This window comes from Wolbachia endosymbiont of Ctenocephalides felis wCfeT, from assembly GCF_012277295.1.
GTDB lineage: Bacteria > Pseudomonadota > Alphaproteobacteria > Rickettsiales > Anaplasmataceae > Wolbachia.
Genome location: NZ_CP051156.1, coordinates 227,493 through 242,503, shown reverse-complemented (window position 1 = coordinate 242,503; position 15,011 = coordinate 227,493). Strand labels below are relative to the sequence as shown.

General features: G+C 34.9%; 8 protein-coding genes and 2 pseudogenes. 5 read left to right on the top strand and 5 right to left on the bottom strand.

Annotated elements, in window-relative coordinates; genetic code table 11:
• The first annotated feature begins 42 nt into the window (after nucleotides 1–42).
• Nucleotides 43–1,403, top strand: a pseudogene (gene tnpC / locus HF197_RS01175) (IS66 family transposase).
• A gap of 29 nt (nucleotides 1,404–1,432) precedes the next feature.
• On the opposite strand, the gene recG reads toward tnpC (HF197_RS01175), so the two are convergent.
• Complete coding sequence (gene recG, locus HF197_RS01170) at nucleotides 1,433–3,445, bottom strand: ATP-dependent DNA helicase RecG (RefSeq protein ID WP_168463948.1); 2,013 nt, start codon at nucleotides 3,443–3,445, stop codon at nucleotides 1,433–1,435.
• 409 nt (nucleotides 3,446–3,854) lie between these two features.
• Here recG and HF197_RS01165 point away from each other — a divergent pair, with 409 nt between their 5' ends.
• Entirely contained in the window at nucleotides 3,855–4,811 is a 957-nt protein-coding gene (locus HF197_RS01165) for an IS5 family transposase (protein ID WP_168463947.1), read from the top strand.
• Nucleotides 4,812–4,816: 5 nt separating this feature from the next.
• Here HF197_RS01165 and HF197_RS01160 read toward each other — a convergent pair whose 3' ends face one another.
• Nucleotides 4,817–5,788: a hypothetical protein gene (locus HF197_RS01160; protein ID WP_168463946.1), complete on the bottom strand. Its 972-nt coding sequence runs from the start codon at nucleotides 5,786–5,788 to the stop codon at nucleotides 4,817–4,819.
• Between the two features lie 204 nt (nucleotides 5,789–5,992).
• On the opposite strand from HF197_RS01160, the gene HF197_RS01155 reads away from it, so the two are divergent.
• The 3 genes from HF197_RS01155 to HF197_RS01145 all read left to right on the top strand — a co-directional run bounded on the left by HF197_RS01155 (nucleotide 5,993) and on the right by HF197_RS01145 (nucleotide 10,195).
• Nucleotides 5,993–7,180: a phosphoglycerate kinase gene (locus tag HF197_RS01155; RefSeq protein ID WP_174855530.1), complete on the top strand. Its 1,188-nt coding sequence runs from the start codon at nucleotides 5,993–5,995 to the stop codon at nucleotides 7,178–7,180.
• Between the two features lie 55 nt (nucleotides 7,181–7,235).
• Nucleotides 7,236–9,170, top strand: a complete 1,935-nt coding sequence (gene priA / locus HF197_RS01150) for a replication restart helicase PriA (RefSeq protein WP_168463944.1) — start codon at nucleotides 7,236–7,238, stop codon at nucleotides 9,168–9,170.
• Between the two features lie 98 nt (nucleotides 9,171–9,268).
• Nucleotides 9,269–10,195, top strand: a complete 927-nt coding sequence (locus HF197_RS01145) for an IS5 family transposase (protein ID WP_168463943.1) — start codon at nucleotides 9,269–9,271, stop codon at nucleotides 10,193–10,195.
• On the opposite strand, the gene HF197_RS01140 is transcribed toward HF197_RS01145, so the two are convergent.
• From HF197_RS01140 to HF197_RS01130, 3 genes and pseudogenes are all read right to left on the bottom strand, one after another.
• Nucleotides 10,190–10,507: a hypothetical protein gene (locus HF197_RS01140; protein ID WP_168463942.1), complete on the bottom strand. Its 318-nt coding sequence runs from the start codon at nucleotides 10,505–10,507 to the stop codon at nucleotides 10,190–10,192. The two genes, HF197_RS01145 and HF197_RS01140, sit on opposite strands and share 6 nt — an antisense overlap.
• Nucleotides 10,508–10,572: 65 nt before the next feature.
• Nucleotides 10,573–11,933: pseudogene (tnpC, locus tag HF197_RS01135) on the bottom strand (IS66 family transposase).
• A gap of 22 nt (nucleotides 11,934–11,955) precedes the next feature.
• Entirely contained in the window at nucleotides 11,956–14,805 is a 2,850-nt protein-coding gene (locus HF197_RS01130) for a coiled-coil domain-containing protein (RefSeq protein ID WP_168463941.1), read from the bottom strand.
• Nucleotides 14,806–15,011 lie beyond the last annotated feature (206 nt).

The following is a 15,011-nucleotide window of genomic DNA, read 5'->3' as shown; positions in this document are numbered from 1 at the left end:
AAGGAATGCTAAAAAGGTAAACTAGAGTGGCTGTGAGGTAATATGGTTGATCTTTTAGAATTTTGCGAAAGTTTAAGCAGACTATAGAAAAGTTAGAAACAAAAATAGAAGAGCTTAAAGCAGAAAATAAAGCGCTAAGGATCGAAAACGCTGAGTTAAAAGAAAGGCTTGGCTTAAATTCAAAAAATTCATCTATACCAAGCTCCAAAGAATTATATAAGATGAGGGAAAATAAGCCAAAAAGTGACAGGAAAGTAGGAGCACAGGTTGGACATAAAGGCAGTTACCGCCCTAAAATGGAGGCAGATGAGATGGTAAAAATAGAACTGCCCAATACGTGTGAGTGCAGAGGAGAGATTGCGGTATCAAAAGATCCGTATACTCATCAAAAGGTCGATTTGCCGGAAATCAAGCCGTATGTAGTTGAATATCAACTACAGCATGGACATTGCAAAAGATGTGGAAAAAGAAAAAGTAGCAAGCTACAAGAAGGAGTAACTGCGGACACATTTGGTCCAAGAGTTAAGTCAGTAATTACAGCATTAAGTGGATTTTACAAGAATTCGAAAAAAGAAGTGGCAAATATTATAAAGGACATTTTCAACCTGGATATCAGCGTCGGTAGTGTATCAAATAGCGAGGCTAGAGTGGCAGAAAAATGCCAAGAAGCATATGAGCAAATTGAGGAAGAGGTAAGCAAGAGCAAAATTTTACATATCGATGAAACTAGCCATTACAACAAAGGTAAACAGGGCTGGTGCTGGATGTTTGCGAGCAAAATAGGAAGTGTGATCAAATTGACAGAGTCAAGAGGGATGAAAGTCCTGGAAAATAGTAAATTTGGAAAGAATAACAACCTAGTAGTGACCGACAGATATGCAGCTTACAACTACTTTTCCAGCAAGAAAAGGCAGGTCTGTTGGGCACATTTAGCAAGAGATTTTGAAAGGTTGTCTCATAGTTGGAATAGCGAAGTGAAAGTTTTGGGGTATTATTTAAGGAATGTTGCTACTGAATTATTTGCATTGAAAAAAGCTCTGTTAAAGGATGAAATAGACACATTAAGGTTCATAAGAAGAGCAAGAAAATTACGCAAGCGAACGAGATATTACTTAAAGAATATATCAAATTTACCCGAGGCAATTGGAGCGTCTCGAGTAGCAAAAAATATCATGAAATCGGATCTGATGATGTGGAAATTTTTGGACGATCCAGAAAATATTCCACTGACAAACAACTATGCTGAGCGACAGATTCGGCATTACGTTGTTTACCGAAAAGTTTCATATTTTACACAATCGAAACGGGGAAATATGTTTCTTGAGAGGATAATTTCATTGTACTTGACTTGGAGGCAAAAGAAGTTAAATCCTTTTCAAAACCTACTGGCTATTGCTTCTTAAGCCATACACCTGAATGGATACGCCTGAAATTAAGCAGATACAGTACTTCCCCAAGCATTATATTCAAATATCTCAAGTAGCAATTCAAAAAATTCATTTTCAGTTTTTGCATTCTTGCATGCAAGGTCTAGCAACTCTCTGTCTTTATACAAATCGGCAAACTTAAATTCCATACATCCTGACTGTTTCACTCCTAGAATATCTCCACTACCTCTCATCATCATATCTTTCTCAGCAATATAAAACCCATCTTGTGATTCGCATACGGTTTTTAATTTTTCAGACGAGCTCTTACTGAGATTACTATACAACAAGACGCAAAAGGAAGGCTTACTTCCCCGTCCCACTCTGCCTCTTAGTTGATGTAATTGCGATAAGCCAAATTGTTCTGCATTTTCTATAACCATAATAGTTGCATCTGGTATATCTATGCCAACCTCTATGACAGTTGTTGCAACAAGCAGAGCAAACTCATTCCTTTTAAAAGAAAACATCACTTGATCTTTTTGATCTTGGCTTAATCTGCCATGTATGATGTTAACTTTATCAGAAAACGTCTTCTGTAACTCCTGCAAACGCATTTCGGCTGCAGCAACGTTAATATCTTCATTTTCCTCTATATAAGGACAAATCCAATATGCTTTTTCACCTCGATTTATAGCATCTTTCAGCTTTTCAACAATATCCTCTATTTTTGCAATGCTCATAGCTACAGTTTTTATTGGTAATCTGGACTTCGGTTTTTCTTTCAGGATTGAGCAATCAATATCGCCATATACTGCTTGCTGTAAAGTTCTGGGAATTGGCGTTGCAGTGACAAAAAGTATATCAGTATTTTCCCCTTTTCCTATTAAACGATTCCTCTGCATCACTCCAAAACGCTGCTGTTCATCTATTACTGCAAGTCCTAAATTTTTAAATGTAACATTAGCTTGAAATAGCGCATGAGTGCCAATTATTATATTTAAAACACCATTTGCAAGTTCATTCATAATATTCTTTCTTTCCTTGCGTGTAGTTTTACCAGTAAGCAGAGCGACTTTTATATCAGTGCAAGACAAAGTCTCTTCTATCCAATTATAATGCTGTTCCGCTAAGATGGTAGTTGGTGCCATTAAAGCTGCTTGCAAACCATTTTCTACTACATTTAACATTGCAAAAAGCGCAACAACAGTTTTGCCGCTACCAACATCACCTTGTAGCAAATTTACCATGCGATACTCAGATTTCTGCTTATTTGAAATTTCATCTATTGCGCGAATTTGATCTTCAGTTAGCTGAAATGGTAATCCTTTGAGAACTTGCTCTTTATACTTATTTGATATTGTAAACGTTCCCTCTCTTCTTTTTATATGATCTTTTCGTGCGATTTTTAATGCTAGCTGATATGCAAGTAATTCATCGTAAGCTAGCCTTTTTCTACAGACTTCAGCCTCAAGCAGTGAGCTTGGCCTATGTAACTTTATTAAACTTTCTTTCCAACTTAACCATCTTTTTTGTTTAATTAACGCATCATCAATCCATTCTGGCAAGTCAGGAAGCTTTTCCAGATTAGAGCTTATCATCTTTCTTATGCTCTTGTTAGTAATACCACGGCATAATTGATAAACCGGTTCTATGCACGCAATTTCTTTAAATTGATTGATATTAGATGATACATAATCTGGGTGAGTAATTTGCCAATATTCAGCAAATTTTTCAAGTTTGCCGCTTATGATTATTGAAGATTTAATAGGAAATAACTTGTGTAAATATTTAATTGAGTAGTTAAAAAATACTATGAATATGTACTGGTTTTCGCTTTCAACAATTATTTTGTAAGGCCTTCCTTTGAAATTAGGTGGTTGATGTTCGTAAACTTTTGCAATAAAGGTTGTATATTCCCCAACTTGTGCATCAAGCAATGACTTATTCCTATCAACATAACTAAGTGGCCTGTAAAATAGAAGATCCATCACTCTATTTCCACCACAAAGCTTAAGCAACAATGTGAAATGAAACTTAGGTATGTTTTCTATGTTGCTCTTTAAGTTTGATATCATACCACAATCTAGTGTTTACTATTATCATTATAATAGTAAACACTAGAGCTAAAAACCTATCTTTACAAAACTTAATATATAGCCCAGCCTTAAAACTTAGAGTCTAGTACTACAATTACTTGAAAGAAATAGGCTACTTGGTCGACTAGGACCTTCTACTGACACAGTTGTTAATGTTGTATCAGTCGAGCGAGCTGAACCAATCTCTGCATCATCAGCTGAATATAATTTATGACCTACACAATTTAAACTACTTAGTTCAAATCGTCCCTCTGTAGGCGGAGCAACTCTACGACGATCATACGAAACGTGATCTTCATACGGCTTTGTTGCATAGCTAAAGTAAAAAGAACTGGCAGTTACTGATAAAATTCATTATAAACAGGCATTTAACCGACAAAGGAAAAATATGCCAGTCAAAATGAAAGTCAGTAACTGCTACGAATATAACAAATTTCTCCAAGAAAGAGGAAATATTTTTTATTACGTCAACGATGCCATAGAAAATTGGTACAAAAAAAGTCCCAAAATGGCCGGTGGCAACAATATTTATAGTGATAAAGTCGTAATTCTAATTCACATAATAACTTATTTGTTTAGAATAGGCCTAAGACAAACGGTGGGGTTTATAGCGGGATACCTTGAGCAAATAGGAAAAAATTTGCAAGTTATCAGCTATTCCCAGGCTTCCAGAAGATTCAAAAAGCTTAACTTAAAAATTAATGATCGAAGACATGATAAAAACAGTATGGAAAATATTGAGATCGCCATAGATAGCACTGGAATAAGCATCTACAATAATATTCCAGGCCATAGTAAGGCAAACGGTACAGATAGAAAGTACCGTGGCTATAAGCAAACAAGAAAATTGCATGTAATGCTGGAGATAGGTAGCAAAAAAGTCATAGCTGCAAAATACAGTAGTGGAGTTTATTCTGACCACTATGGAGCCTGTGATCTTATTGCAAGGGCTAATGCTAAATACAATATAAGCACACTATATGCAGACAGAGCATATAATCGAAAGAAGTTATACAAATTATGCAATGAGCTTGGCATAAAGACAAAAATTCCACTACAAAACAATGCAGTGGAGCATCCAAAGCTGGATTATATGGCTGAGAGAAATTCTACAATCAAGTTCATAAAGTCATATGGTGAAGATGGTATGAAGAAGTGGAAAAAAGAGATAAATTATGGGAAGAGATCTTATATAGAAAGTTTTTTCTCGCGACTGAAGCAAACATTTGGGTTTAGTTTTAGGAACAAATCTGAGATTAACCGTGAGAAAGAAATGCTACTCAAGTGTTATTTGCTGAACAAATTTACTGAAATAGGCATGGCTAAATTTGAGATAGCTTCATGAATTTATTATGCATTGCCTCCTATCCAAAGAGCGATGCAACAAAGCAATTCTATCTTAAGATAGGAAATACTACCCAACTCAGGCAAGGGCTGTAGAAATTTTATTTTCCCTTCAACTTTAGCAAATAATGATGATTCCTCTATTGAATATTCTGAATTAGTTAGTATACATGCCCCAAGAAGGCATTCATCAATCTTATTTCCGCTCCTCAACTCTCTAATTAATTCTTGTGTTACAGGAAATTCATAGAATTCTGTTGTTATTTTTTGATTATCGTCAGTAGATTCTCGTGATAGAATTATTTTCACTTCACCAGTCTCTGGATCTTTAAGGAGTGATACTTGATCTTCTTTCCGAGCTTTTAATAATGTGCGTTGTATAAAATTACTTGCTCCAAGTCTTGGTTCAAATGCTCCATCTTTATTTTGCTCTAAATACCAAGCAACGAGAGTCTTCCGCCCATAACTACCAATAACAAATGCAGTTACTATTCCATCACCATTGCTCAGCTTTTCTGCTTTTGGCTCACTGTAACTATTGCCCTTATTTGCAGAATGGAATTCATCAGCATTCTCTTCTAATGCTGCTTTACCTAAGAAGCATTTATCTGAATCCAGTCGCGTAATATCATAAGTATGAAATAAAAAACTTTTTACGTATTCTTCCTCTTTCTTATTCTTCCCTATTGCAGGAGAAATAATTCCAATTTTGCCCTCCCCAAGTGATACGAGGGATAACTTATTTCTGAATTCATTTTTTATACTTATACCCGTCCTGTATAGTTCTGATTGAGGATTAGTAAGTAATATTACTTCGCTACTTCCATCACCACTATCTTGATAATCTAGTCCATAAGTGATCTCGCCGACCTTAAGTAACTTCGTGTTTACTGGATCAAAAGGCCCTATATCCCAACCTTCTTCTCTTCCATTCTTAAGAAAATCAGCTAACTGTTCAGGTGATAAAGTAGGAAGCATACAAAAACCTCTAAAATTGATTAAATATTATCTTAATGTATAACAAACAAACTATTAAAATCAACTATATTTTAGTAAATTTATTCATTAAATAACATTCTTATTATGTAAGTTTTATGAAAACCTCCCCCTATGGCTTATTTCATGAGGTGGTTTACTTTTGACAGCGTTATCGTATACTGATTCTATAGCTTTAATTTTATGATGAGAATACTTGATATAAAAAGTTGTAATCTTAATGATAAGATTGTCTTACTTAGAGTTGATTTCAACGTTCCTATAAAAGCTGGAGAGATTCGCGACTCTACTCGTATTCTTAGAGCGTTGCCTACAATCAAATATTTAGTAAGCACAAATGCAAAAATTTTAATCATATCGCATTTTGGGCGCCCGAAAGCCAAAGATGACGGTTTATCATTGCAACATATAGTAAAAACTTTATCTCAATTGCTAAATAAGGAAGTGAAGTTTATTGATGACTGCATTGGTGCAAAAGTGCAAGAAACAGCAGATGCCATGAGTCCAGGTGATATAATATTACTTGAAAATTTAAGATTTTATAAGGAAGAAGAACAAAATGACTTAAATTTTGCCAAGCAGTTAGCATCTTTGGCTGATGTATATGTAAATGACGCATTCTCTTGCTCTCACAGAGCTCATGCTTCTATTTCACGTATTACAGAACTCCTGCCTTCTTATGCAGGATTTTGCTTGCAAGATGAGCTAAAGTATCTTGAAAAAGCTGTATCTTTTGATGCAAAACCGATTACTGCAATAGTTGGGGGAGCTAAGATATTAACCAAGATAAAAATGCTTGTAAAGCTAGCAGAAAAGGTTGATTACCTAATTTTAGGTGGCGCTATAGCCAATAACTTTTTACTATTTGATAAAATAAATATAGGCAAATCTTTTTTCCAGGATGGTGTTGATAATTTTTTGCACGAGATTGTTAAAGTGGCAAGTAAAAATAGCTGTAAAATAATTGTGCCGGAAGATGTATTGGTTGCAGTGAATTCTGATTATAGTGCCAGCATTTTAAGAGAAACTGGATCTATTTTGGATGATGATGTAATTTTGGACATTGGTCCACAAACTTTGCATACAGTAAGCAATATAATCAAAAACAGTAAAACTGTGCTATGGAATGGGCCCATTGGCGTTTTTGAACATTCAGCTTTTGCAAATGGAACAATAGAAGTAATGAAAATAGTTAGTAACTTAACAAGTGAAGGAAAATTAACTAGCATAATAGGGGGTGGGGATAGCCTATCTGCAATAAATGCTGCAAACCTCACTGACGAGGATTTTACATATGTTTCTACAGGTGGAGGAGCATTTTTAAGCTGGCTAAGCGGCGATGAAATGCCAGGAATTGCTGCATTGCAAAACTAAAAAAATCGAACAAAAATTAGACTATTCATAAGATGGTCTATTCTACTAAGCTATTATGATTGACGTACTACTACCACTACCAATTGATCAGTTATTTTCATATATAATTAATGATGAAGTTATAGATGGAAGTTATGTTGTAGTACCATTTGGCAAAAAGCGTTTAATAGGTATCGTTTGGAAGCACGGCAATAAAACCAATCGAGAATTGAAATCCATTGAACAAAAAATTAATTTACCAAGCATAAGGCCAAAGCTTATCACGTTTGCAAAGTGGGCTGCACAATATAATCTAATACCAATTGGCATGCTTGCAAAAATGATAATGGGAGGGGTGCTAAAGGTAAATGATTTAAGCAAGCTGTTTTGCACTGAACAAGAGAAAAAAGTAAGCAAAATAAGCTATCAATTAAATCATGAACAGAGCGCAGCAAGTTGTGAAATAATAAGTAATTTGGGTTGTTATTCAGTAACTCTTCTTGATGGGGAGACAGGCTCTGGTAAGACGGAAGTTTATCTCTCTGTAATTGCGCAGCTAATTAAAGATAGTTGTGACGCGCAAATTCTCATTCTTCTACCAGAGATTGTTTTAACATCACAATTGGTGAATCGTATTTGTTCACAAATATCTGGAAACATAGTGGAATGGCACTCAGGACTTACTCCAAAAACTCGCCGAAATAATTGGCTTAATATAGCAAATGGCAATGCACAGATAATCATTGGTGCAAGATCAGCACTTTTTTTACCATATAAAAATCTAAAACTAATTGTGATTGATGAAGAGCATGACTCATCTTTCAAGCAAGAACAGGGCATTATATATAACGCTAGAGACATGGCAATAATGTTAGCTAAAATCGAGAATATTCCAGTTATTTTATCATCAGCAACGCCATTACTTGAAACCATTTATCACGTTAAAAATGGAAACTACAGCCATGTGAAGTTAACTAAGCGGTTTGGTGGCGCAGAGTTGCCATCGATTAAAGTAGTGGATATGAGAAACAGTAAGCAATGGATTTCTCCTGAACTATTTGAGCACATTAGACAAACTATAGAAAAGAATCAGCAAGTTATGCTATTTTTAAATCGCCGAGGATATGCACAACTAGCTGTTTGCAGAAAGTGTGGATATAAAATACAATGCTTAAATTGTGCTGTTTGGCTTACATACCACAAGAAAAAAAATGCTCTTTTGTGTCATCATTGTTCTTATCAGTCAACACTTCCTGAAAGATGTCCAAACTGTCAAGAAGAGCAGTCATTATCTCTTTACGGCATAGGAATCGAAAGACTGCTTGAGGAAATAGTAAAGCTAATACCAAACGCAAAAACTGCAATTGTAAGCAGTGATCAAAAGTCAGTTAATAAAGTAATTGATTCAATATTAAAGGAAGAAGTTAATATTATAATTGGTACGCAAATAATTGCTAAAGGGCACAATTTTCCTAAATTAACTCTGGTTGGAGTGATTAATGCAGATTTAAGTTTAGAGAACGCTGATTTGAGAGCAGCAGAAAAGACTTACCAATTACTGCACCAAGTTGCAGGCAGATCAGGAAGATTTAGTGAAAAAGGAACAGCAATAATACAAACCAATAATCCTAACAATTCAATTATAAAAGCACTACAAAGTCAAGAAAGAGACTTGTTCTATGAATTTGAACTTGAATCAAGGCGTCAAGCTCAAATGCCACCTTTTAGTAGATTAATAGCATTGATAACATCTAGTAAAAATCAAGCCGCAGCGCAAAAAGTAGCAAATGAAATAATAAGAAACATTTCGTGTGAAGGTGACATGTGCGAAACCTTTGGCCCATCACCAGCAGCAATAAACTTTTTAAAAAACCAATATCGTTATAGGATATTACTTAAAGTACACAACAATCGTAGTTTCTTTATGCAAGAAAAATTGAAAGATTTGGTTAAAAATGGTAATTCAAACGTAACAGTAACAATAGATATTGATCCTGTGAGCTTTTTTTAATAGGGCGTTTTGCACTTTTGCTAGTGCTTTAGGCACCAAAATAGCATCTGGGATTCAGGAATTTTTAGTGCAAGAAAAAACAACAGATCCCCTTACTTATGGAAAGAACTGAATTACAGTGCTCTCCCTTTGTCATCCCTGTAAAGGTCAACGATGCCATAGAAAATTGGTACGAAAAAAGTCCCAAAATGGCCGGTGGCAACAATATTTATAGTGATAAAGTCGTAATTCTAATTCACATAATAACTTATTTGTTTAGAATAGGCCTAAGACAAACGGTGGGGTTTATAGCGGGATACCTTGAGCAAATAGGAAAAAATTTGCAAGTTATCAGCTATTCCCAGGCTTCCAGAAGATTCAAAAAGCTTAACTTAAAAATTAATGATCGAAGACATGATAAAAACAGTATGGAAAATATTGAGATCGCCATAGATAGCACTGGAATAAGCATCTACAATAATATTCCAGGCCATAGTAAGGCAAACGGTACAGATAGAAAGTACCGTGGCTATAAGCAAACAAGAAAATTGCATGTAATGCTGGAGATAGGTAGCAAAAAAGTCATAGCTGCAAAATACAGTAGTGGAGTTTATTCTGACCACTATGGAGCCTGTGATCTTATTGCAAGGGCTAATGCTAAATACAATATAAGCACACTATATGCAGACAGAGCATATAATCGAAAGAAGTTATACAAATTGTGCAATGAGCTTGGCATAAAGACAAAAATTCCTCTGCAAAACAATGCAGTGGAGCATCCAAAGCTGGATTATATGGCTGAGAGAAATTCTACAATCAAGCTCATAAAGTCATATGGTGAAGATGGTATGAAGAAGTGGAAAAAAGAGATAAATTATGGGAAGAGATCTTATATAGAAAGTTTTTTCTCGCGACTGAAGCAAACATTTGGGTTTAGTTTTAGGAACAAATCTGAGATTAACCGTGAGAAAGAAATGCTACTCAAGTGTTATTTGCTGAACAAATTTACTGAAATAGGCATGGCTAAATTTGAGATAGCTTCATGAATTTATTATGCATTGCCTCCTATCCAAAGAGCGATGCAACAAAGCCGCTTGGAATCCAATTCTGACTGTATTACTTTTCTCATCAAATTCCATTGTACCTAATGACACTTCATAATTCTTATCAGGTGAGAAGAACTTTAGCATATGGTTTGCATACGAAATACTACCTCCCAATCCTGTCTTATCCTTTAAATCCATGCTAAGGCCTTTACCGCCGCTATCATAATCAGCTGTAAGATTACACCTGTCCAATTGTGCTTCAAACGTTACCGTTGTATCCTTATAAGTATCAGAATCACTAAACAAATCCATAAATATTGCCTATAAATAAAATGGTCAATTTAGCATGAGAATATGTATCCATTCAGGTGTATGGCTTAAGAAGCAATAGCCAGTAGGTTTTGAAAAGGATTTAACTTCTTTTGCCTCCAAGTCAAGTACAATGAAATTATCCTCTCAAGAAACATATTTCCCCGTTTCGATTGTGTAAAATATGAAACTTTTCGGTAAACAACGTAATGCCGAATCTGTCGCTCAGCATAGTTGTTTGTCAGTGGAATATTTTCTGGATCGTCCAAAAATTTCCACATCATCAGATCCGATTTCATGATATTTTTTGCTACTCGAGACGCTCCAATTGCCTCGGGTAAATTTGATATATTCTTTAAGTAATATCTCGTTCGCTTGCGTAATTTTCTTGCTCTTCTTATGAACCTTAATGTGTCTATTTCATCCTTTAACAGAGCTTTTTTCAATGCAAATAATTCAGTAGCAACATTCCTTAAATAATACCCCAAAACTTTCACTTCGCTATTCCAACTATGAGACAACCTTTCAAAATCTCTTGCTAAATGTGCCCAACAGACCTGCCTTTTCTTGCTGGAAAAGTAGTTGTAAGCTGCATATCTGTCGGTCACTACTAGGTTGTTATTCTTTCCAAATTTACTATTTTCCAGGACTTTCATCCCTCTTGACTCTGTCAATTTGATCACACTTCCTATTTTGCTCGCAAACATCCAGCACCAGCCCTGTTTACCTTTGTTGTAATGGCTAGTTTCATCGATATGTAAAATTTTGCTCTTGCTTACCTCTTCCTCAATTTGCTCATATGCTTCTTGGCATTTTTCTGCCACTCTAGCCTCGCTATTTGATACACTACCGACGCTGATATCCAGGTTGAAAATGTCCTTTATAATATTTGCCACTTCTTTTTTCGAATTCTTGTAAAATCCACTTAATGCTGCAATTACTGACTTAACTCTTGGACCAAATGTGTCCGCAGTTACTCCTTCTTGTAGCTTGCTACTTTTTCTTTTTCCACATCTTTTGCAATGTCCATGCTGTAGTTGATATTCAACTACATACGGCTTGATTTCCGGCAAATCGACCTTTTGATGAGTATACGGATCTTTTGATACCGCAATTTCTCCTCCGCACTCACACGTATTGGGCAGTTCTATTTTTACCATCTCATCTGCCTCCATTTTAGGGCGGTAACTGCCTTTATGTCCAACCTGTGCTCCTACTTTCCTGTCACTTTTTGGCTTATTTTCCCTCATCTTATATAATTCTTTGGAGCTTGGTATAGATGAATTTTTTGAATTTAAGCCAAGCCTTTCTTTTAACTCAGCGTTTTCGATCCTTAGCGCTTTATTTTCTGCTTTAAGCTCTTCTATTTTTGTTTCTAACTTTTCTATAGTCTGCTTAAACTTTCGCAAAATTCTAAAAGATCAACCATATTACCTCACAGCCACTCTAGTTTACCTTTTTAGCATTCCTTGTCTACTCTTTATTTTACCGCCCGGCTGAATGGATACGTTTTCTATCCAAGAAGAATTAATAGCAGAGTTAGGGCGATTATCACTTTTTCCTCCATAACTTCCTCTATCGTCATCTATATCACTTCCCCTATCACTTTCACTATCAAACCCATCATCAGTAGTGATACTTCCAAATCTAGGTCGTTTAGATCTAGGTGACAGTTGTTCCGTTATTGGCTCAATAAGACCACCAAGTCCTGAAACTATAGTACATAAATCCCGATATGACGTTACATTACTGAAGACCTCATCTATGTCTATTTTGTTATCATCAGTTTTATTCAAATCTTCTACATAATTTCTTAACTCTTTTATTTCTTTTTTATCAATAAGAGAGTCTTCTTTCATTCTTTCAATTCTCTCTGTCTTATCTTCTATTATTTCCTTTAAATTTTCAATTTCATTATCTTTTCCCTGCAGCTGAGACTCTAAATCTTCAATTTTGTTATCTTTTTCCTGCTGCAGAAGCTGAAATTTTTCTTTTATTATTTCCTTATAACTTTCAACTAGCTTATTAAGCTCATCACCTTTTTCCAGCAGTTTCAACTGCTGTTCTTTTACCCTTTCCTCTAAATCTTTAATCTCATCATCTTTTTCACATAGCTGAGAATTTAATTTGTCTACAGTATTAGAGTGTTTATCTAGTATAAGATCTAATTCTTCTTCGTCTTCTTTTAGTTTTATCTTTAACTTCTTTGATTCATCTTCGAACGCATTCCTTTCTTTTATAGCGTTACTTAAAGCTTTTCTTAATTTCCATGTTGCCTCAACAAGACCATGCACTTGCTTTTTTCGTTCTGTATTAACTTTCATTAATTCTTCATGTCCTTTTATTCTCTCTGCTTTTAATCCTTGCTCTTGTGCTTCAAGCTCGGCTTGTAAATCACTATTTTTTCCAGATAACTCTTCTACCTTGCCTTCAAACTCATTCTTCTCTTTTGTAGCAGTATTTAAGTCTTTTTCTAATTTACTCCTTGCCTCAATAAGCTTGTTCACTAACTCTCTATATTCTTCTTTACCTGTTTCTTGTACTTTAAGCTCATTTTCCAAATCGCTATTTTTTCCAAATAATCTTTTTACCTCACCTGTTAACTCTTCATTTGTTTGAATAACCTGCTCAAACTTCCTATTTAGCTTTTCTTTCTTTTCTTCAGTGTCATCTAACTCTCTTTTTAATTCTTCACTTTCCTTAAAAAGCAACTTCACTAACTCCTCATACTCTTCTTTTTCTATAAATTTTTGTTCTTGTACTTTAAGCTTACTTTGCAAACCACTATTTTTTCCAGATAGCTCTACTATCTTGCCATTTAACTCATCTTGTAAAGTAGTTTCTGCTTGAGTTACAATTGATTGCGAGTTAACTCCTTTTGTTTCAGTATGAGCTTCAGCTTGTTGCGTGACATTGGTTGTAGAGTTCTGTGTTGTAACCTTACCAGGTTGAGAAACAGTCTCTGGTTGACTATCCGGTGTACTAGGAGAACTAGCTGCAGGACTAGCTCCACTATCTGGACCTGGATCTTTATCTTTATCAGAATCTTTTGGGTTCCCACCTGGACCTTTCTTCGTAGGTCCTTCACAACTGGAACTTTTAGCAATTTCCTTACTTTTTTGAGAAGTAGGTATAACGTCAGGTAGCTGCTTCTCAGCCTTTGTTGTTGCTTGTAATGTTTCTCCAGATCTTAGTCCCAAGTATTTTGCTACAGCTTCATGTAAAGGCAGGCCTTGAATGTACAACTCTTGGTTTTGTTTCAATAACTCAAACCACTTTTCTTGTGTCAACTTAGAATCTGTACCATCATCAAAGCTCAACACTTTAGCTATACCATCCTTATTCACATGCATAACCATTTTACAGCTTACAGGCCAAGTGCTTGTCATCTCGTAAGATGCATTTCCTTCAAATGTGTAATATCTTTTCTTCTCTTTATCTTGACGACCATAAACCTCAAGCTTTCCATTGTGATAGATATTCAATGCATCAGTATCTTGTTCCTTCTTTAAAATATCACTAACTTCTATTGGCTCATTGTTACCGTGATCAACAAGATTTATATTCAAAACTCTGTTATTATCACCCGTTACCGAATAATAAGCTTGAATATCTAATTTTGCGCTAAAATATTTATTTGCAACTCCCCTTCCTATATATGCTAGTTCTATATACTTATTCACATCATCCATAAAAGACTTACTTCTTTCACTGAATGCTTTATCAAGATACTCTTTCTTAAAATTTTCATCACGCGTCAAATCTCTTAACAGATTATAAAAACCCCAGTCACCATAACTATTTTTTATAGAATTGAAGTCACTTTTTCCCTGAATCTTCTTAAGGAGCAGCATTTTTCTTTGCAGTTGGTGTATGCCAAACTCTTCAATGATCTCATCTAATTTAGCAGAAAACTCCTTATCATTATTCTTTTCAGAAAGATCATTGAATGCTTTACATAAATCTTCATTTTCTATAATGGAATGACAAAATTTCATTATTGCTCTATCCTTAGTAAGAGAGCTTTCTATCCTACTTCTAAGAGATGCGAGCTTTTTCAACTTCTCCCTATCAAACTTTTCTTTATCAGCAGAATTTCTCTGCAATAAACTTTCCATTGCAGAAATAACATCTGCAATAATATTTTTATCTTCTGTTGTTAATTTATTACTTACTTTTCCTCCTTTATTGCTTTTTTTAGGAAACAAACTGTTTTTTATAAAAGTAACAGGTTTTGAACTGCTTATATAAGAAGCAGTTCCTGAAAAAATTGAAGAATTTGTAGGATTTGTTATTGCCATAATATACCCCCTTATCACACTTATACCATATCTAATATGCTTTTAAACAATAGTCAACTGTTTAAACTACAATATTGCTTTGCATAATAAGTAGGTGTTCAAAGTTATGCAAGTACTTTTTTTCCATAACTATCCTATTTCTTGAATAAAAAAAATTACTGAGCTTATATTTACATCTGTACGAACGTTGTTCCAAAAGGTGTCAT